Origin of the sequence: Propioniciclava sinopodophylli (assembly GCF_004324755.1) — a bacterium.
Classification (GTDB): Bacteria; Actinomycetota; Actinomycetes; order Propionibacteriales; family Propionibacteriaceae; genus Propioniciclava; species Propioniciclava sinopodophylli.
The window spans coordinates 1-19184 of record NZ_SDMQ01000005.1 but is presented as its reverse complement, the minus strand read 5'-3'; the positions used below and the strand labels follow the sequence as shown (position 1 = coordinate 19184).

The window sequence follows — 19184 nt, the reverse complement described above, 5'->3', positions numbered from 1 at the left end:
AAGAGCCTACGCCCCGATGCGACCCTCGCGCGCGCGACGGCGTTCTTCGGCGTACAACTCCTGCAGCTCGGGGTCGTCCCGCATCAGGTAGACCAACCCGCAGTTGGCCGGGCTGTCAGCGCCCGGAAAGCACAGCGAGCACTTGTCGGCGGGCCGCAACGGGCACCGGGCCTCGACATGACGAGCCATCTGATCCTCCTCTCAGCCACTCTAGGACAGGGACCTCAGGGGGTGACGGGCTCCAGGATCGCCACGCACTCGACGTGGTGGGTCATGCCGAACAGGTCGAAGGCGCGGATCGACGCCGGCGCGTAGGCGTGCGCGGACGCCGTGGCCAGGTCGCGTGCCAACGCCGCCGGGTCGCACGCGACGTACGCGATCACGCGCGGACGCCGCCGGCACACGTCCTCCATGACGGCCCTTCCGGCGCCCACCCGCGGCGGGTCCAGCACGACGAGGTCGACGGGCGCGGTGAGCCGGCGCAGGACGCGATCCACCGAGCCCGCGTGGAACCGAGCCTGGGGCACGTTGCGCCGCGCCAGCGCGACGGCATCCCGCCCACCCTCGACCCCGGTGACCCGGACGCCGGCGTCCACCAGCGCGCCCGAGAACAGCCCGACGCCGCAGTAGAGGTCCAGCGCCCGCTCCCCCGCGGCCGGCCGCAAGCCGGCCAGCACGGCGTCCACCAGCACGTCGGGCGCGGACGGGTGCACCTGCCAGAAGCCGTCGGCCCGCACCGCCCAGTTCCGGCCGGCGGCCTCCTCACGGACGACCGTCGAATCACCCGGCGCCACCCATACGGTCCCCGAGGCCGTCCGCGCACCCACGAGCGTGTCGCCCGCTACCTCGACCCCCAACGGCCGCCCGAGGGCCGGCGCCGCGATGAGGCACCCCTGCTCCGGCAAGGGCACGACGTCGTGAGAACCCTTGGCGCGCAGCCCCCAGCCCCGCGCGCCCCGGTGGTACCGCATCCGCCGCCGCCAACCCAGCGCGTCGGCGTCGAACGACTCGACCACCCCGTTCCACACCAGGCCGGCCAAGCGGTCCAGCTGCTCGGCCACCACCTGCCGCTTGAGTTCGCGCTGGTGCGCGACCGCCACGTGCTGAAGGTCGCACCCGCCACACGTGGCGACGATCGGGCACGGCGCCGCCACCCGGTGCGGCGACGGCTCGCGCACGGCCACGGCGTCCGCGAACCCGTGCCGCTTGGCCAGACTGGTCACCACGACGTCCACGACCTCGTCGGCCAGGGCGTGCCGGACGAAGAGCACACGGCCGTCCACGCGCGCGACCCAGTGGCCGCCGTGCGCGACCGGCCCGACGCGGACCCCGTCGATGCGGTCCCCGACCGCCCAGCCGGTCTCAGTCATCGAGCGACGCCCCCGAGTGGACCGTGCCGGTGCCGGGACGGCGCCACTCGGCGGTGTCGCTGCGCTCGGCGCGCTCGATCGCGTACCGCGAGGACGCGAGCTGGTACGGCACGGCGGTGGTGATCACGCCGGGCAGGAAGGCCAGGCGCGTCTTGATGAACAGCGAGGTCTGGTTGTGCAGCAGGCGCTCCCACCAGTGGCCGACCACCAGTTCGGGGATGTAGACCACCACCACGTCGCGGGGGTTGTCGGAGCGGAACTCGCGCACGTGCGCCACGAACGGCGCCACCACCTCGCGGTACGGCGAGGCGCGCACCTTCAGCGGGACGCCCGTGTCCAACTCGTCCCACTCGTCGCGCATGGCGCGCACCTGGTCGTCGTCGACGGCGATCGTCACCGCCTCGATGCTGCTCGCCCGGGAGGCGCGGGCCATGTTCACCGCGCGCATGGCGGGCTTGTTCAGCTCCAGCAGCAGCACGACGGCGCGGACGCGGCTGGGCAGGGTGTGCGCCTCGTCGAGGTCGAGTGCCGTCTCGGCTGCCACCTTCGCGTAGTGGCCGCTGATCGCCTTCATGGCGGCGAACACGACCGCCATCGCCAGCACGGCGAGGTAGGCGCCGTAGATGAACTTGCTCGCCAGCACGATGACGAGCACGGTTCCCGTGAACGTCAGGCCGACCGCGTTGATGGCCCGCGAACGCTGCATGCGCCGACGCGCGGCCGGATCGGTCTCGACCGCGAGGTGGCGCGTCCAGTGCCGCAGCATGCCAAGCTGGCTGACCGTGAACGACACGAACACGCCCACGACGTAGAGCTGGATCAGCGCGGTCACGCTGGCGTTGAACGCCAGCACGAGCCCGATGGCCGCCAGCGCCAGCAGGATGATGCCGTTGCTGTAGGCCAGCCGGTCGCCGCGGGTGTGCAGGGCGCGCGGCAGGTACCCGTCGCGGGCCAGGATCGACCCGAGCACCGGGAACCCGTTGAAGGCCGTGTTGGCCGCCAGGAACAGGATGACCATCGTCGTGATGATCACGAACACGAACCCGGGCTCGAACCGGTCGAAGACGGTCATGGCCAACTGGGCCATGACGGTCTCCTGGTGGTCGGTCACCTCGACTCCGCCCCGGGTGAAGTGGACGCCCGCGTGCTCGTCCACCATCTTCGCCCCGGTGAGGTGCGCCAGCGCGATGATGCCGCCGAGCATGGAGATGGCGACGATGCCGAGCAGGCCCAGGGTGGTCGCCGCGTTCCGCGACCTGGGCTCGCGGAAAGCCGGGACGCCGTTGCTGATGGCCTCCACGCCCGTCAGTGCGGCCGAGCCCGATGAGAAGGAACGGGCCAACAAGGCGACCAGCGCGAAGCCCTCCAGGTTCGAGTAGAACGGGTCCCCCACCACGCCGAAGTCGGCTGTCGGTGCGCGCAGCGGCTCGCCGAGGACGAGGATGCGCACCAACCCGAAGCCGATCATGCCGAGCACCGCGACCATGAACGCGTAAGTCGGGATGGCGAACACCGTCCCCGACTCGCGGGCGCCGCGCAGGTTGATCGCCATCAGGATCGCGATGAGCACGGCGGCGGCCAGGCCCTCGTGACCGATGAAGATGGGGAACAACGCCTTGGCGTTCTGGACGCCGGAGCTGACCGACACCGCGACGGTGAGCACGTAGTCGACGAGCAGGGCGGACGCCACCGTCAGGCCCGCGTTGGGGCCGAGGTTGACCGTGGCCACCTCGTAGTCACCGCCGCCCGACGGGTAGGCGTGCACCGTCTGCCGGTAGCTCAGCACCACGACGAACATGACCAGCGCGACCGCCAGGGCGATCGGCCACGAGAACACGAAGCCGGCGACGCCGGCCAGGCTGAGGGTGAGCAGGATTTCGTCGGGGGCGTAGGCGACCGACGAGAGTGCGTCGGAGGCAAACACCGGCAACGCGATCCGTTTGGGGAGGAGGGTCTCCCCCAGTTGGTTGCTGGCCAGCTTGCGGCCAACGAGCAACCGCTTCACGGCGTCCGTGAGATCCACGGGGATACCCTAGACCTGCTGCGACAACACGCCGCGCCTGTTTTGCCAACGGGTTCCGGCCCGGGGAGGATCTCCGCGTGCACATCGTCATCATGGGCTGCGGCCGCGTCGGCTCCTCGCTGGCGCGCGCCCTCGAGCGCCGAGGCCACTCCGTCGCCGTCATCGACCAGGACGCGGACGCCTTCCGCCGGCTTGGCCCCGACTTCCACGGCCGGACGGTCAAGGGCATCGGCTTCGACCGCAAGGTGCTGGTGGCCGCCGGCATCCGCGAGGCGGACGGGTTCGCGGCCGTGTCGTCCGGCGACAACTCCAACATCCTTGCTGCACGCGTGGTGCGTGAGACCTACGGCATCGACAACGTCGTCGCCCGCATCTATGACCAAGGCCGCGCCGAGGTGTACGAACGGCTCGGCATCCCGTCGGTGGCCACCGTGAAGTGGGCCTCTGACCAGGTGCTGCGCCGTCTACTGCCCGAGGGATCGGAGCCGCAGTGGCGCGACCCGTCCGGCCAGGTGCGCCTGATCCAGGTGGGCGCCGACGACGGCTGGGTCGGTCTGCGCATCACCGCCGTCGAGCAGGCGCTGGGCGCCCGCGTCCCGTTCCTGACCCGCTTCGGGCAGGGCATGGTGCCGAACGAGTCGACGATCCTGCAGGACGGCGACATGCTCTCCATCGCCGTGACCAACGAGGACGTGCCCCGCATCGAGGGCCTGCTCGCCCAACCGCCCGCCAAGATCTGAGAGGGACCCCGCATGCGTGTCGCCATCGCCGGGGCCGGCAACGTCGGCCGTTCCATCGCGCGTGAGTTGCTGGCCAACGACCACCGCGTCCTGCTCATCGACCGGGACCCGGGCGCCATCAAGCCCGACAGCGTCCCGGGTGCGGAGTGGCTGCTCGCCGACGCCTGCGAGGTCGACTCGCTGGAGGAGGCCCGCATCGACCGCTGCGACGTGGCCATCGCCGCCACCGGCGACGACAAGGTCAACCTCGTGCACAGCCTGCTGGCCAAGACCGAGTTCGCGGTGCCGCGCACCGTCGCGCGCGTCAACCACCCGAGCAACGAGTGGATGTTCGACGAGGTCTGGGGCGTGGACGTCGCGGTGTCGACGCCGCGCCTGATGTGCGCGCTGGTCGAGGAGGCGGTGACGGTCGGCGACCTGGTCCGTCTGTTCTCGTTCCGCGGCGGTCGCACCAACCTGGTCGAGATGCGCCTGCCCACCGACAGCCCCATCGTCGGACGCCGCGTGGGCGACCTCGCGTTCGCAGGCGAGGCGGTGCTCGTGGCCGTCATCCGTGACGGCGTCGCCTCCTCGCCCCAGACGGACGCCGCCCTCGAGGGTGAGGACGAGCTCCTGTTCGTCGTGAATCCGGACGCCGAGATGGAGTTGGCCGAGTACCTGGCCCCGGGCGTCCACCGCGAGCGGGTGGCCAACGAGGACGACGTCGACGTCGACCCCGAGCGCTGACTCAGAGCAGCTCGTAGTGCGGGTTGTACACCCGCCGGGCGCCGTCGGCGACCGAGATGCGGCCGCGGACCAGCAGTTCGCGTCCCGCCTCGATGCCGGGGATCTCGTGACGCCCCATCCAGATCAGGGTGACCCGGCCCGTGCCGTCCGACAGCTCGGCCTCCAGCCAGGGGGTGTCCTGCCGGGGGCGCACGGTCAACACGTCGATCGTGCCCCGCAGCACCACCCGGCCGCGGTCGGTGCAGGCATCGATCGTGTCGCAGCCTTGGGCGGCCGCCCGCTTCTGCCGGTCGGCCGAGGCCAGTTCGTCGTTGGAGCGCAGCAACCCGCGCATCCGGTCAAGCCAGGACATGTCCGAAAGACTAGCCCTGCGCCGCCCCGGTCGGCATCGCCAGGTGGATCAGCTCGCCGGGGACGCGCGGCTGCTCGTCGCGCTTGACGACGACGTTGCGGAAGAACTCGACGAACACGTCGGCGGGCTCGCTCTCGCCCTCGACCATGCCGGCGCGGCCCATCAGGGTGCCGCGCAGGAGCCAGCGGGGGCCCTCGACGAGCCAGATGCGGGAGACGTGGAAGAGCTGCTCGCCCTCGGGGCCCTCCATCGGCAGGACGCGCTGGATCTCGGGGCCGAAGGGGCCGTCCGCGACGCCGGCGTGCCCTCCCGCCTGGGTGGCCTCCTCGATGGTCTCCTCGCGCAGCTCGGCGGCCAGTCCGCCGGTGCGCGGCGCGGCGAACAGCGCCAGCTCGAGCCCGGAGTCGCCGAACGCGGCCAGCAGCGCGTGCACCGTGCCACTGTTCGGGTCGCCGTGCAGCTGGAGGCCCAGCCCCTCGAAGGGCGTGATGATGAGGGGGCCGAACTCGACGCGCTCGACCCCGTCGGCGTCCAGGTCGACCTCGTCGAAGTCGAACGGCCCGTCGACTCGGGCGTCGAAGTCGTCGTCGGCGACGCCCTCGACAGCGCCGGCGTCCTCGTCCAGCTGGTCGTCGGTGGCGTCCACCTCGTCGTCGAGGAACTCCTCGTCGACGGACTCGATCTCGACGGCGTCCTCGCTGGCCTCGCGAGCCTTGCGCCCAAAGATCACAGGTTCCTACCTCCGCCTTCCCCCGTGGGGATCGTGTCGTCAACCCAGCCGATCACGCCGCCGGTGGAACCGTGTCCACCGGTGCCGCGTGCGCTGGCGGGCAGTGTGTCGACCTCGGCGAAGTCCGCTGAGCCGACGCTTTGGAAGACTAGCTGCGCGATCAAGTCGCCCCGGCGCAGTATCACCGTTCGGCTGGTGTCGGTGTTGAGCAGGCAGACCATGACCTCTCCGCGGTAGCCGGCGTCCACCGTGCCGGGGGCGTTCACGATGGTGAGGCCCTCGCGCGCGGCGAGCCCGGACCGCGGGTGCACGAAGCACGCCCAGCCCTCCGGCACCGCCAGGGCGATGCCCGTACGGACGAGGCGCCGTTGCCCCGGCGCGAGCTCCACGTCCTCCGCCGTCGCGAGGTCCGCCCCGGCGTCGCCGGGATGCGCGTAGCGCGGCAGGGGGACCCCGGCGTCCAGCCTTCGCACCAGCACCGTCGGGCGCTCGGCGTCGCTCACGCGCGCACCTCGGCCCGCCGCCGCTCGATGGCGTCGGCCAGCTGGGCCGGACGCCGGCTGCCGATCACCCAGTACGGGTGCGGGTCGGCCGCGTCGTCGACCGTGACGACGACGGACTCGGTCAGCCAGGCCTTCTCGACGGTGAACGCACGGGCGTCCGCCTTCACGCCGAGCAGCTCACGGGTGGCCTCGGCGTCCAGCGCCTCGACCCGCCCCACGTAGGGCCACTCGAGCACGGACGGGCCGACGCGCAGACCCTTCTCGGTGACCGCGACGTCGGTGCGTCCCGCCCAGGCGAACAGCACGGTGGTGGCGGCGGTGACGACGAGGGCGCCGGCAGCAGCCACCCAAGGGCCGTACCAGAAGCCGACCGCGACGATGCTGGAGACGCCGAAGACGATGGCCACCAGCCAGTACCAGGCCGGGGCGGTGAGCCGTTCGTGATAGTCCACCCGTCCAACCTAGCGGGCTGGGCGACGGCCCCTAGGATGACTCCATGGACATGTCCCAGAAGATCGTGTGGAACGGCTACTCCACGCTCGTGGGCGCGGTGGCGGCGCTCGTCACCAAGAAGGCCGTCGACGGCGCCTGGACGTTTGTGACCGGGGAGGAACCGCCGGAGCCCAACGACCCCGCCACTCCGACCTCCCACGCCGCGATCTGGGTGCTGGCGATGGCGCTGGGCGTCGGCCTCTCGCAGGTGTTGATCAACCGGTTCGCGGCGCGGCGCTGGGAGGCGTTCACGGGCTCGGCGAGCCCGCTGCGTCACGTCAACATGCGCTTCTGACCCCGGGGCGCGCCGGCTGCGCTCAGGCGCAGTCGACGCAGTAGACGAGTCCGTTCTTCTCCATGGCCTGCTGGGCGCGGTGCTTCACCAAGAAGCAGCTGGCGCAGGTGAACTCGTCGGCCTGGCGGGGCAGGACGCGGACGGTCAGCTCCTCGTGGGAGAGGTCGGCGCCCGGCAGCTCGAAGGCTTCGGCCGCCTCGACCTCGTCCTCGTCCACCTTGCCCGAGTTCTTGTCGTTGCGACGGCTCTTGAGCTCCTCGATGGAGTCCTCGTTCTCCTCGTCGTTCTTGCGGGGAGCGTCGTAATCAGTCGCCATGATGCCTTTCGGTACGTGAGGGTCGCACCGCTGGGTTGTCTCCCGAGGTGCAGACGCACATATATCACACGCGTCAAGCGCGCCCAAGATCCCGAGGCAAAGCCGGCCCACCCTGTTGCGACCGGGCAGGCCTCCCCCAGCCGCCCGAGCGGGTAGGTTACGCTGCGGACAACCAGTGTTGAGCCGGGAGTTGATGATGGACAGTGCCCTCAGACCGCGCGATATCCAGGCGCGCATCCGCGCCGGGGCGTCGCCCGAGCAGGTCGCAGAGGCTGCTGGAGTCCCCATCGAGCGCATCGACGCCTTCGCCGCCCCGGTCATCGCCGAGCGTGACTACATCGCCGGCCTGGCCCGCACCAACCCCGTCCGCCGCCGCGGCGAGACCACCTCCCACCGCACCCTGCGCAACGCCGTGGCGGACGCCCTGGCCGCCCGTGGCGTCGACGCGGACGCCGCGGACTGGGACGCCTGGAAGCTCGAGGACCGGCGCTGGCAGGTCAGCGTCGGCTTCGACGCCGACGGGGAGCGCCGCGAGGGCCTGTTCGTGTTCGACGCGATGGGCCGCTTCTCGGTGTCGGCCAACGATGAGGGCCGTGCGCTCATCGGCGATGGCGCCACCGACCAGCTCGCCCTGGTGCACGCCACGCAGGACGCCGATGCCGAGGCGGAGCAGTCGGACGACGAGCCGGAGACCGCGCCCATCGACGAGGTCACGGACGCCGAGGCTCCCGCCGATGCCGAGGACGACACCGACGACGCCTTCCACGAGGGGGACCTGGCCGAGGTGGACGGCGTCTACGACATCGTGCCGCCCGCCCGGGGTGACCTGGACGTGCTCTTCGACATGCTCTCGAGCTTCGACGAGGACTCGGTGAAGATCTACGCCGGGCTCGTCCACCCGAAGGAGTCCTCCCCCGAGCCCGACGGCCCCGTTGTGGTCGAGGTGGTCGAGGTGGTCGAGGAGTCCATCACGGTGGAGACCTTCGACGCTGAGGTCCCTGAGGTGCGAGCGCCTGCGAGCCTCGAAGGCCTGGAAGCCCAGCCTTCGCAGTCGCCAGAGGAACCCGAGCAGCTCTCCCTCATCGATGATGGCGAGGAGCCGGCTCCCAAGCCGAAGCCGCGCCCGCGCCGCAAGCGGGCCTCGGTGCCGAGCTGGGACGAGATCATGTTCGGCGCCCCGCAAGCACCCAAGTCCGACGACTGAGGGCTGCCCCACCGACCCGACCCGCGCCTTCCGTGGCGCGCCCGCACTGAGGAGCTCCGTGACCACCGACCGACCCACCGTCCTGTTCGTCTGCGTCTCCAACGGCGGCAAGTCCCAGATGGCGGAGGCGCTCCTGCGCGCCCATGTCGGGGACGCCGCCGCCATCCACTCCGCCGGCACCGCCCCGAAGGGGAAGATCAACGCCGAGTCCGCCGCCTCCGTGGCCCGCGCCGGGGCGAGCATGGAAGCCGCCACGAGCAAGGCCATCAACCGCGACCTGCTGCGCACCGCCGACCGCGTCATCGTGCTCGGCCGGGACGCGCAGGTCGAGCCCGTCGAAGGCATGAAGGCCACCATCGAGCGCTGGGACACCGACGAGCCGTCGGTCCGCGGCATCGAGGGCGACGAGCGCATGGACCTCATCCGGGACGACATCCGAAACCGCGTCGAGGCCCTGGCCGACGAGCTCGGCCTGGGCAGGCGTCCCTGACGTCCGCGCCACGAAGCCGGGGCCGGACACGTCCTAGTCGCTGAACGGCAGCGGTTCGGGTGTCAGGTCGACCCCGCGTCCGACCGACGGCTGCAGCGCCCGGTGGTGGGCCCGGCACAGGACCTCATAGGACACCACGCCGGCTCCCCCGCCCTCGGTGTCCCCGACGGCGATCTGCTCGCCCTCGACGACCATGACGCCGTCCACGACGCGCGCATTGTGGGTGGCGGGCTCACCGCACCAGCAGCGCGGGCGGGCCTGCAGCATTTCGATCCGGTCGGCCAGCTCGACGAGCCGCCGCGACCCCGGGAACAGCTCGGTGCGGAAGTCGGTGAGGATGCCGAAGCAGGACACGTCGATGCGCAGCTCGTCGACGATGCGCGCCAGGTCGTCGACCTGCCCGGTCGTGTAGAACTGCGCCTCGTCGCACACCAGGTAGTCCACCCGGTGGCCGGCCATCAGCTCGGCGGTCACGTGGCCCCAGAAGTCGAAGGTGGGCGTCACCTCGACGGCGCTGGCCACCAGACCGATGCGCGAACTGATCCGGGCCTCACCGCCGCGGTCGAGGCAGGTGAACCGCAGCCCGCGGCGTCCGGCCGAGGCGTTGGTGTAGTCGACCTGCAGCGCGAGGGTCGACTTGCCGCAGTTCATGGGGCCGGCGAAGTAGGTCAGCGCCGCCATCAGCCCACCAGCACCGGCACGCGCATCTCGAACTCGGTCAGCGAGCCGTGCATGCCGACGAGGCCGAACTCCTTGGGCTGGGTGCGGGTCATCACGGCCCAGTCGTCGCGCAGCGCCACGAGCACCTCGCCGTAGCGTTCAGCCATCCGCCGGTCCACGGGCCCGAACCAGCCGGACGCCGCCGCCTCCTCGCGCCGCACCACCCACGCGCGCTCGCCCAGGGCGGCGCTCCAGCGGGCGGCCACGGCGTCCGCGTGCCGCGGCTCGCAGTACAGCTGCCGGAAGCGCCCCTCGCCCGCCAGCAGCGTGAGGTCGTCGGTCAGGCCCGGCACGTCCTCGGCGACGATCCACCGGTCGCGCGGCGAGTCGATCATGCCGTGGTCGCCGGTGACGAGCAGCCGGACGTCGTCGGGCAGGGCCGCCCGCAGGTCGCGCGCGAGCGCGTCGATGCGGCGCAGGGCGGCGCGCCACGCGGGCGTCCGCCAGCCCACTCCGTGGCCGGTGTGGTCGAGCGAACGCTCGTAGAGGTAGACCAGCGCCTTGTCCCCCTCCGACGCCCCATCCGCCGTCCACGTGATGCGCGCGGAGTGGTCCTCCTCATCGGGCACCGGCTGGAACCGGGCGCCGCGCAGGGCAGCTTCGGTCAGGCCGGTGCCGGCGAAGCGGGCCGGGCTCACCGACGTGATGCTCACGCCCTGGCGCACCAGGCGCTCGAAGGCGGTCAGCCGGGGCTGCACGTCGAGCGCCGACAGCCCCGGCGCCCACGTGAGCGCATTGAGGTAACCGCCCTCGACGGGGTTCCGGAAGGCGTAGCCGACGATGCCGTGCTGTCCCGGGGCCAGCCCGGTACCCAGGCAGGTGATGCTGGTCGCGGTCGTGCTGGGGGCCCCGGAGGTCACGGTCGTCGAGGCGTCCCCAGCCACCAGAGACATCAGGAACGGCGCCTCCTCGGCCGCAGCCGCGAGGTTGAGCGCCCCCAGCCCGTCCACGAGCAGGATGACCCAGCGGTCGGACCTCGGCAGGGCCAGGGCGTCCGCCCACCCGTCGACGCCGAGCGAGGCGGCCAGGGAGGGGACGACGTCGGCCAGGGTCGATTTCCCGTAGACGGGGATGAGCGGTGACTCCACGCTCAGACCGCCACCCGCTGCAGGCGGGCCCCGAAGCGGATGAGGTCGGCGACCGCCGCCTCGCCGTCGGCCGCGGCACTGATGCGCACGGTGAGATCGTCCGCGACGTCCTGGACCGTCCAGCCGTGGTCGGCGTCGCAGTTGGGGTCCCCGCACGTGGCCGGCTCGACCTCCTGGCGGCGCATCGCGCCCCAGTTCACGACCAACCACGTCTCGGTCGTGCCGTGCCGCCCGCGCCCGAAGCGCTCGGGATTGGCGGCGACCTGGGTGAGCGCCACCGACCGGATGTGCCGCAGGGCGACGGTCTCGACGGTGGTCAGCGCCTGCTGGACGTTCGGATGCTCGCCGTCGTCGGTGTGCGCCGCGATGAAGCGTGTGGGGGTGAGCACGAGGACGGTGACGTGGCGGTGCAGCTCCGTGGCGTTGAAGGTGGCCTCGTGGTGGACGAGGGCGTCGACGACTTCCTCGTCGCCGATGGCCTGCGCGACGGTCGTCGCCACGAAATCCGGGAAGTACCCGGACGACACGATGGCGGCGCGCAGTTCCGCCGGAAGGGCAGTCATTCCAGCATTCTCCCATGACGCGGGCGCCGCGGGTAAACCGTTACGGTGGTGGCCATGAGCAACCGGCCGTTCATCGCCGCCCGCCTGGAACTGTTCCTGGACAAGCGCCTCGAACAGGTGTTCCGGGCGCTCGGCTGGCGCGAGCGGGTCATCCCCTACACCGCCTACGGCGACGAGAGCTTCGCACGCGTGCTCGGCCGGATCGTGCTGTCCCCCGCTTTCGCCGACACCCAGCTCGGCCGGGCCACCGAGGAGTTCCTGCGCCGCCGCGGCTGGCGGAACTTCATCACCGCCCCCTGCGTGCACGCCCGCTACACCATTCGCCTCGGGGACGCCGAGGTGACCGGCACCACCGATCGCGGCGGGTACATCGACCACCGCGTCCGCCACCACGGCCTCGCCGCGGGATGGCAGGTCGGCTCGGTGCAGACCGAGCAGTCGGAGCGCGAGAGCTTCGGCGTCCAGGTGGTCTCCTCCCACGCGACGTTCGGGCTGGTCTCCGACATCGACGACACCATCCTCTCCACGATGCTTCCCCGCCCGTTCATCGCCGCGTGGAACTCCTTCTTCCGCACCGAGGCCGCCCGCCAAGCCATCCCCGGCATGGCGGATTTCTACGACGACCTGCTCGGACGCCACCCCGGCGCCGCCGTCATGTACCTGTCGACGGGCGCGTGGAACACCCACGGCTTCCTCAAGCGGTTCATGCGCCGCCACCGCTACCCCGAGGGCGCCATGCTGCTCACCGACTGGGGCCCCACCAACACCGGCTGGTTCCGCTCCGGGCAGGAGCACAAGCGCAACGCCCTGCTGCAGCTCAGCGTCGACTTCCCCGGAATCCAGTGGCTGCTGGTCGGCGACGACGGCCAGCACGACCTGAACGTCTACAGCGAGTTCGCCGCCGCGAACCCTGACAAGGTCGTGGCCATTGCCATCCGGGAACTGACGCCCGCCGAGCAGATCCTCGCCCACGGCACGACCGAGCCGCTGGCCGGCGACGAGCCGCTCCCCCGTGACATCCCCGTGTTCAAGGCCCCCGACGGCCGCGGGCTGCGCCGCGTCACCCGGGAGTTCCTCGGCCTGTCCTGAGCCCCCGAGGGTGCCGCCCCGGAGTGGCACCCACCGCTTCCGGCCCGCCTTGGGCACAATGGCGGGTGGCACGAAACGGAAGAGGGAGCACGTGGTAGCGAAGCCGCCGGTCGACGAGGACGTGATCGAGAAGATCACCGACATCGACGTCACCGAGGAGATGGAGACGAGCTTCCTCGAGTACGCGTACTCGGTGATCTACGCCCGCGCGATCCCGGACGCCCGAGACGGGCTCAAGCCCGTCCAGCGCCGCATCCTGTTCTCGATGGACGACATGGGGCTGCGCCCCGACCGCGGACACGTGAAGTGCGCCCGCGTCGTCGGCGACGTGATGGGCAAGCTGCACCCCCACGGCGACACCGCCATCTACGACGCGCTCGTGCGCCTGGGCCAGGGCTGGGCCATGCGCCTGCCGGTGGTCGACGGGCACGGCAACTTCGGCTCGCTGGACGCCGGCCCCGCGGCCATGCGGTACACCGAGTGCCGGATGGCGCCCGCCGCGCTCGCGATGACCGGCGAGATCGACCAGGACACGGTCGACTTCAAGCCCAACTACGACGGGAAGATGACCGAGCCTGTCGTGCTGCCGGCTTCGTTCCCGAATCTGCTGGTCAATGGGTCGACGGGCATCGCCGTCGGCATGGCCACCAACATCCCGCCGCACAACCTCGTGGAGTGCGTGCAGGCGATCAAGCACCTGCTCAAGCACCCGGACGCGACGGTCGAGGACCTGATGCGTTACGTGCCGGGCCCGGACCTGCCCACGGGCGGCAAGATCGTCGGCCTGGAGGGCATCGCGGACGCCTACGCGGGCGGGCGCGGCACATTCCGCATCCGCGCGACCGCGCGCATCGAGCAGACCAGCCCGCGCCGCAAGGGCATCGTGATCACCGAACTGCCCTACATGGTCGGTCCGGAGCGGATCATGGAGCAGGTCTCGACGCTGGTGCGGAACAAGAAGATCACCGGCATCGCCGACATGAAGGACCTGACCGACCTCACCCATGGCCTGCGCCTGGTGATCGAGGTCAAGAACGGCATCAATCCCGACGCCCTGCTGGAGCAGCTCTACAAGGCCACCAAGCTGGAGGACTCCTTCGGGATCAACATGGTGGCCCTGGTCGATGGCCAGCCCCAGACCCTGTCGCTCCGCGACGCGCTGGTGGTCTACACCGACCACCGCCTCGACGTCACGCTGCGCCGCACGCGCTTCCAGCACCGCAAGGCCGCCGACCGGCTCCACCTCGTCCGCGGCCTGCTGCTGGCGATCCTCGACATCGACGACGTCATCGCGATCATCCGCGGCTCCGACGACGTCGCCCAGGCGCGCGGCAAGCTGATGGAGGCCTTCGACCTCGACGAGGTCCAGGCCAACTACATCCTCGACCTGCAGCTGCGCCGCCTGACCAAGTTCAGCCGCATCGACCTGGAGAAGGAGCGGGACGAACTCGAGCAGCGCCTCGCGGACCTCTCCCTCATCATCGACAACGACGACGAACTGCGCACGCTGGTCGCCCGCGAGCTCGACGAGGTCGCCCGCACCCACGGGACGCCCCGGCGCACCGTCCTGCTCGCCGGCGGCGGCGCCACCGTCACCGCGGCCAGGGCCACCCCGCTGGAGATCGCCGACGACCCCTGCTGGGTCATGCTCTCCTCGACCGGCCTGCTGGCGCGCGCCGACACCGCCGAGGAGCTGCCCGCCCAGGGACGCCGCGCGCAGCACGACGTCATCACCTCCGCCATCCGGACGAGCGCCCGCGGCGAGTATGGCGTCCTCACCTCGCTGGGTCGGGTCATCCGCGCGCAGGCGATCGAGCTGCCCTCGGTCGCCATCACCGCGGACGCGCCCAACCTGCAGGGCGGGTCGCTGGCCACCGAACTCCTCGACCTGGAGAAGGGCGAGCGCGTGCTGGCGCTGACCACGCTGACGGACGCCACCTTCGGCTGGGCGTTCGGTACCCGCAACGGCGTGGTCAAGCGCACCAACCCCGAGCTGGTGTCCAAGGACGCGTGGGAGGTCATCCGGCTCGAACCCGCAGACGAGGTTGTCGGCGCGGTCGAGCTGGCCGACGACTCCGGCGAGCTCTGCTTCGTGACCTCGGACGCCCAGCTCCTGCACTTCCCCGCCTCGGCCGTGCGTGCCCAGGGACGCGCGGGCGGCGGCATGGCGGGCATCAAGCTGGCCCAGGGGGCGTCCGTCGTGTTCTTCGGCCACGTGCCCGACGGCGAGGCGACGGTCGTGACGGTCTCCGGCACCGGCGCGGGCCTGCCCGGCACCGAGGCGGGCCTGGCGAAGGTCACCCCGTTCTCGGAGTACCCGGCCAAGGGTCGCGCGACCGGCGGCGTCCGCTGCCACCGCTTCCTCAAGGGCGAGACCACACTGCTGTCGGCGTTCGTCGGGGCCGACCCGGTCATCGGCGCCGCCCCCAGCGGCGCGCCGATCGAACTCACCAGCGTCCACGACGGGCGCCGGGACGGCTCGGGGACCCCGCTGACCCAGCCGCTGGGCGGCCTGGGGACACGCGCCCACGGCGTCCGGACGTCACCGTCGGCGGCGTCGCAGGCGGCAGCGGGCGTGGACGAGACCCCGGGCGAGGACGCGGTCGGCGACCCGGAGCCCGACGCGGACGACGACAGCACCCTCTTCTAGGATCCCCGTGGACACCGCGACCCTGCTGCAGCACCTCGACGAGGCGGCGAAGGGCGCGAGGCCGCGGCACGGCGCTCGAGCTGCCGGGCCAGGCCTGGACCCTCACCGGGTACACGACCGCGTGAGCGCTCAGCACTCGCGCGACATCAGCCCCGTCTCGACGTCGTAAAGGAACCCGCCCACCTCGGCGAACCCGGCGATCAGGGGGTGGCTGCGCAGCCGCTCGCAGTCGGCGCGCAGGTTGCCGAGCTGGTCGGGCGAGACACCGAACTCGAAATCGCCCGGGTCGATGCCCGAGGCGTCCTTGATGGCGGCGCGCATGCCGACCTCGTCCATCGAAGCGGCGGCGCACTTGGTGTGCGGCACGAGCAGGATGCGGTTCACCTTCAGCTTGTGCACGCCCATGATGAAGGCGCCCAGGCCACGGTCGGTGAGACGCGCGCCGGCGGTGCGGAGGATCTTCGCCTCGCCGATCATCAGGCCGACCATCTCCAGGGGCTCGATGCGGCTGTCCATGCAGGTGAGGATCATGACGCCTTGGTGGGCGATGCCGTCGAACTCGCGTGGCGCTGACCGCGCGTACCGCTTGTTGGCTGCCAGGAGGTCGTCGAAGATGCCGTCATCGTTCATGTCGGCGAGCCTAGTCCTGCCACCGGCGCGGGGTACACCCGGGTGGGCGGCACCGCTTGAGGGACGCTCACGCCACGGCTCAGGCGTCGATGCGCTCCGTATCGAGGGCGTAGGCGCCCTCGACGATGAACTCCTTGCGCGGCGCGACGTCGTTGCCCATCAGCTTCTCGAAGGTGGCGATCGCCTGCTCGAGGCTCTCACCCTCCTCCACGGTGATGCGCCGCAGCTGGCGGTGGCGCGGGTCCATGGTCGTCTCCTTCAGCTGGTCGGCGTCCATCTCGCCCAGGCCCTTGTAGCGCTGCGGCTCCTTGAACCCGACGCCGCGCTTGGTGAGCTCGGCCAGCTTCCGCTGGTACTCGGCTTCTGAGTACGTGTAGATGTACTTCTCCTGGCCGCGCTTGGGGTTGGTCAGCTCGAAGCGGTGCAGCGGGGGCACGGCCGTGTAGACGCGCCCGGCCTCGATCATCGGCCGCATGTACGTGAAGAACAGGGTCGCCAGCAGGGTGCGGATGTGGGCGCCGTCGGAGTCGGCGTCCGCCATGAAGATGATCTTCCCGTAGCGCGACTGGTCGGGGTCGCACGTGCGGCCCGACCCGGCGCCGACCACCTGCAGAATGGCGGCACACTCGGCGTTCTTGAGCATGTCGGCCACCGACGCCTTCTGCACATTGAGGATCTTGCCGCGGATCGGCAACAGTGCCTGGAACTCCGAGTTGCGGGCCAGCTTCGCGGTGCCCATGGCCGAGTCGCCCTCGACGATGAAAAGCTCGGTGCGCTCCAGGTCGTTGCTGCGGCAGTCGGCCAGCTTCGGCGGCAGCGAGCTCGACTCGAGCGCGTTCTTGCGGCGCTGGTTCTCCTTGTGGACGCGCGCGGCCACGCGGGTGCGGGACGCCCCGACCGCCTTCTCCAGCACGGCCCGGGCCATCGGGCGCAGGGCGGGCTTGCTGGTGGTGAGGAACTCGGTGAGTTCCTGCTCGACGACGCGGGCGACCAGGCGGGTGACGGGCGGGGTGCCCAGCACCTCCTTGGTCTGGCCCTCGAACTGCGGCTCGGCCAGCCGGACGGTGACCACGGCGGTGAGGCCCTCGAGGATGTCATCCTTGATGACCTCCTCGCCCGCCTTGAGCAGGCGGCTGTTCTCCAGCGCCTTGCCGAAGGCGCGCACCAGGCCGCGCTCGAAGCCCTGCACGTGGGTGCCGCCCTTGGGGGTGGCGATGATGTTCACGAACGAGGAGACCTTGTTCTCGTACCCGCTGCCCCAGCGCAGCGCGATGTCGACGTCGAGGTCGCGTTCGACGTCGGTCGGCGTCATGGCGCCTGCGGCGTCCAGCATCGGGACGGTCTCGGTGAAGCGGTCCGACCCCTGGAGGCGCAGCACGTCGGTGACCGGCTCGCCCTCGGACAGGTACTCGGCGAACTCCGAGATGCCGCCCTCGTGCAGGTGCACGTCGACGTGCTCGTCGCCGGCCACGCGGCGGTCGTCGACGGTGATCTTGAGGCCGGGCACCAGGAAGGACGTCTGGCGGGCGCGGGCGGCCAGCTGGGTGCCGGACAGCTTCGCGTCCTTCAGGAAGATCTGGCGGTCGGGCCAGTAGCGGGTGCGCGAGCCCGTCTTCGCCTTGGCGACGCGGCCCACCTTGCGCAGCCTGTTGTCGGGGGTGAAGCCGGCCTCGGGCCCTGGCCCGTCGAACACGCCGGGGACGCCCCGGCGGAACGACATCGCCCAGGTGGCGCCGTTGCGGTCGACCTCCACGTCGAGCCGCGAGCTGAGCGCGTTGACCACGGAGGCGCCGACGCCGTGCAGGCCGCCGGTGGCGTTGTAGGAGCCGCCGCCGAACTTGCCGCCGGCGTGCAGCTTGGTGTGGATGACCTCCACGCCGGAGAGGCCCGTACGCGGCTCGATGTCGACCGGCATGCCGCGGGCCTCGTCGCGCACCTCGACCGACCCGTCGGCGTGCAGGATGACCGTGATGTGCGTGCCGTGCCCGGCCAGCGCCTCGTCCACGGAGTTGTCGATGATCTCCCACATGCAGTGCATCAGGCCGCGCGTGTCGGTGGAACCGATGTACATGGCGGGACGCTTGCGGACGGCCTCGAGGCCCTCGAGCACGAGGAGGTGCCGCGCCTCGTAGTCGCGGTTGTCCGTCTTCGGCTTGGGCGGCGTCTTGGTACTGCTGGAGGTCACCGTCGCAGACTACCCGCGCCCACCGACACATCCCGGGACCGACCCTCCCCGGGTGACGAACGGGTCACAACTCCGCGCGTCGCCTGTTGCCCTTGAGTTCCTCGGGTACCTTCGGGGCACGGGAACAAACCACCCAACGCGTACGTTGGAACAGGTGCCCCGAGCCGAACACCCAGGAAGGAACGGCCCATGAGCACAACGGTGATGGAATCCCTGAACGCTGCGGACCGCTGCGATCGCTGTGGCGCGCAAGCGTACCTCCGCGTCACCCTGGCCTCCGGCGGCGAGCTTCTGTTCTGCGCCCACCACGGTCGCGCACACTCCGACAAGCTGAAGCAGGTCGCCCTGAACATCCAGGACGAGACCAGCCGTCTCGCCTGAACACCCCTTCGACCACCGCGGCCCCGGCAGATGATCTGCCGGGGCCGTGTGCATTTCTATGGGGCGGCAACCGCAGCACAAGAATGCACCCGGCCCGATCCGGCCAGATTTTGCCCCACAGAAATGCACACGCGGGAGCGCGGCGCTCCAGGTGATCGTCCTGCTGCGTGCAGGGTCAGACGAGGGCCGCGAGGGTGTCGATGCGCGTCTGGGTGTCGAAGGCCGTGGTCAACACCATGAGTTCCTGCACCTCGCAGTCGGCGACCCGGGCCTCCAGTTGCTCGCGCACCTGCGCGGCGGTACCGACCACCTTGGTGCCCGAGAAGTCCACCCCGCCCATCGCCTCCAGGCGGCGCGCCGATTCCTCGGGGGAGGGCAGCGGCTCACGGGTGTCGCGGCGGATGTTGATCCACTGCACCGTCGAGGGGCCGGCCAGGTAGGCGGCCTCTTCCTCAGCCCTGATCCACCGACTGTGATTCTTGGGGATGGTTCGCGTCGTTGTTGACGGCGTTTCGGGTGTGGGCGTGGTGGTCCTGCCGGTCTGTCCGGCTTCTCCACTGGGGGTCCTTGGTTGCGCCTGCTGGGGCTGGGTGGTCAGGGAGTGACCGGCTGGGGTGGGCTGGTCGCGCGGGCGTGG

The 19184-nt window shown here is 71.1% G+C and carries 22 protein-coding genes; 8 read left to right on the top strand and 14 right to left on the bottom strand.

Annotated elements, in window-relative coordinates; all coding sequences use genetic code 11:
• Positions 1-6 precede the first annotated feature (6 nt).
• The 3 genes from ET989_RS06240 to ET989_RS06230 are packed head-to-tail and all read right to left on the bottom strand — an operon-like array spanning position 7 to position 3393.
• Positions 7-189 carry a DUF6767 domain-containing protein gene (locus tag ET989_RS06240; protein ID WP_131167692.1) on the bottom strand — a complete coding sequence of 61 codons (183 nt, stop codon included), beginning with the start codon at positions 187-189 and terminating at the stop codon, positions 7-9.
• 35 nt (positions 190-224) lie between these two features.
• Positions 225-1370, bottom strand: coding sequence for a class I SAM-dependent RNA methyltransferase (locus ET989_RS06235; protein ID WP_131167691.1), 1146 nt, complete (start codon positions 1368-1370; stop codon positions 225-227).
• Positions 1363-3393, bottom strand: a complete 2031-nt coding sequence (locus ET989_RS06230; RefSeq protein ID WP_131167690.1) for an APC family permease — start codon at positions 3391-3393, stop codon at positions 1363-1365. Before ET989_RS06230 ends, ET989_RS06235 begins: the two co-directional genes overlap by 8 nt.
• A gap of 92 nt (positions 3394-3485) precedes the next feature.
• On the opposite strand from ET989_RS06230, the gene ET989_RS06225 reads away from it, so the two are divergent.
• Together ET989_RS06225 and ET989_RS06220 are read left to right on the top strand one after the other, a co-directional pair.
• On the top strand, positions 3486-4133 hold the full coding sequence (locus ET989_RS06225) for a potassium channel family protein (protein WP_241656248.1): 648 nt from the start codon (positions 3486-3488) through the stop codon (positions 4131-4133).
• Between the two features lie 12 nt (positions 4134-4145).
• Positions 4146-4859 carry a potassium channel family protein gene (locus ET989_RS06220; protein WP_131167688.1) on the top strand — a complete coding sequence of 238 codons (714 nt, stop codon included), beginning with the start codon at positions 4146-4148 and terminating at the stop codon, positions 4857-4859.
• Between the two features lies 1 nt (position 4860).
• Here the strand turns inward: ET989_RS06220 and ET989_RS06215 are convergent, their stop codons facing one another.
• From ET989_RS06215 to ET989_RS06200, 4 genes are read right to left on the bottom strand one after another with little or no spacing between them, the layout of a single operon-like run.
• Entirely contained in the window at positions 4861-5211 is a 351-nt protein-coding gene (locus ET989_RS06215) for an OB-fold nucleic acid binding domain-containing protein (protein ID WP_131167687.1), read from the bottom strand.
• A 10-nt stretch (positions 5212-5221) separates the two neighbouring features.
• Positions 5222-5941: a DUF3710 domain-containing protein gene (locus ET989_RS06210; RefSeq protein WP_131167686.1), complete on the bottom strand. Its 720-nt coding sequence runs from the start codon at positions 5939-5941 to the stop codon at positions 5222-5224.
• Positions 5938-6444, bottom strand: coding sequence for a dUTP diphosphatase (dut, locus tag ET989_RS06205; protein WP_131167685.1), 507 nt, complete (start codon positions 6442-6444; stop codon positions 5938-5940). Before dut ends, ET989_RS06210 begins: the two co-directional genes overlap by 4 nt.
• Entirely contained in the window at positions 6441-6896 is a 456-nt protein-coding gene (locus ET989_RS06200) for a DUF3093 domain-containing protein (RefSeq protein WP_131167684.1), read from the bottom strand. The genes dut and ET989_RS06200 overlap by 4 nt, the downstream gene beginning before the upstream one ends.
• A gap of 44 nt (positions 6897-6940) precedes the next feature.
• Between ET989_RS06200 and ET989_RS06195 the strand changes: the two genes are divergently transcribed.
• On the top strand, positions 6941-7231 hold the full coding sequence (locus ET989_RS06195; protein WP_131167683.1) for a DUF4235 domain-containing protein: 291 nt from the start codon (positions 6941-6943) through the stop codon (positions 7229-7231).
• Positions 7232-7253: 22 nt separating this feature from the next.
• On the opposite strand, the gene ET989_RS06190 is transcribed toward ET989_RS06195, so the two are convergent.
• Positions 7254-7547 carry a DUF4193 domain-containing protein gene (locus ET989_RS06190; protein WP_131167682.1) on the bottom strand — a complete coding sequence of 98 codons (294 nt, stop codon included), beginning with the start codon at positions 7545-7547 and terminating at the stop codon, positions 7254-7256.
• A 115-nt stretch (positions 7548-7662) separates the two neighbouring features.
• Between ET989_RS06190 and sepH the strand changes: the two genes are divergently transcribed.
• Positions 7663-8751 (top strand): septation protein SepH, encoded by a 1089-nt coding sequence (sepH, locus tag ET989_RS06185; RefSeq protein WP_277751349.1) that lies wholly within the window; start codon positions 7663-7665, stop codon positions 8749-8751.
• Positions 8752-8809: 58 nt separating this feature from the next.
• Positions 8810-9241: an arsenate-mycothiol transferase ArsC gene (locus ET989_RS06180; protein WP_165490064.1), complete on the top strand. Its 432-nt coding sequence runs from the start codon at positions 8810-8812 to the stop codon at positions 9239-9241.
• A gap of 33 nt (positions 9242-9274) precedes the next feature.
• On the opposite strand, the gene ET989_RS06175 is transcribed toward ET989_RS06180, so the two are convergent.
• The 3 genes from ET989_RS06175 to ET989_RS06165 are packed head-to-tail and all read right to left on the bottom strand — an operon-like array spanning position 9275 to position 11612.
• Positions 9275-9922 carry a thymidine kinase gene (locus tag ET989_RS06175; RefSeq protein WP_131167679.1) on the bottom strand — a complete coding sequence of 216 codons (648 nt, stop codon included), beginning with the start codon at positions 9920-9922 and terminating at the stop codon, positions 9275-9277.
• A complete protein-coding gene (locus ET989_RS06170; RefSeq protein WP_241656233.1) occupies positions 9922-11049 on the bottom strand; it encodes an alkaline phosphatase family protein in 1128 nt (375 codons plus the stop codon). The genes ET989_RS06175 and ET989_RS06170 overlap by 1 nt, the downstream gene beginning before the upstream one ends.
• A gap of 2 nt (positions 11050-11051) precedes the next feature.
• On the bottom strand, positions 11052-11612 hold the full coding sequence (locus ET989_RS06165; RefSeq protein WP_131167678.1) for a DUF5998 family protein: 561 nt from the start codon (positions 11610-11612) through the stop codon (positions 11052-11054).
• A gap of 54 nt (positions 11613-11666) precedes the next feature.
• On the opposite strand from ET989_RS06165, the gene ET989_RS06160 reads away from it, so the two are divergent.
• On the top strand, positions 11667-12701 hold the full coding sequence (locus ET989_RS06160) for an App1 family protein (protein ID WP_131167677.1): 1035 nt from the start codon (positions 11667-11669) through the stop codon (positions 12699-12701).
• A gap of 91 nt (positions 12702-12792) precedes the next feature.
• Positions 12793-15351: a DNA gyrase/topoisomerase IV subunit A gene (locus tag ET989_RS06155; protein WP_241656232.1), complete on the top strand. Its 2559-nt coding sequence runs from the start codon at positions 12793-12795 to the stop codon at positions 15349-15351.
• A 129-nt stretch (positions 15352-15480) separates the two neighbouring features.
• Here the strand turns inward: ET989_RS06155 and ET989_RS06150 are convergent, their stop codons facing one another.
• Positions 15481-15981 carry a beta-class carbonic anhydrase gene (locus ET989_RS06150; protein WP_180320763.1) on the bottom strand — a complete coding sequence of 167 codons (501 nt, stop codon included), beginning with the start codon at positions 15979-15981 and terminating at the stop codon, positions 15481-15483.
• A 79-nt stretch (positions 15982-16060) separates the two neighbouring features.
• Complete coding sequence (locus ET989_RS06145; protein WP_206662249.1) at positions 16061-18166, bottom strand: DNA gyrase/topoisomerase IV subunit B; 2106 nt, start codon at positions 18164-18166, stop codon at positions 16061-16063.
• 189 nt (positions 18167-18355) lie between these two features.
• On the opposite strand from ET989_RS06145, the gene ET989_RS06140 reads away from it, so the two are divergent.
• Positions 18356-18547, top strand: a complete 192-nt coding sequence (locus ET989_RS06140; protein WP_131167675.1) for a DUF7455 domain-containing protein — start codon at positions 18356-18358, stop codon at positions 18545-18547.
• 175 nt (positions 18548-18722) lie between these two features.
• Here the strand turns inward: ET989_RS06140 and ET989_RS06135 are convergent, their stop codons facing one another.
• Positions 18723-18965, bottom strand: coding sequence for an LLM class oxidoreductase (locus tag ET989_RS06135; protein ID WP_131167674.1), 243 nt, complete (start codon positions 18963-18965; stop codon positions 18723-18725).
• Positions 18966-19184: the final 219 nt, after the last annotated feature.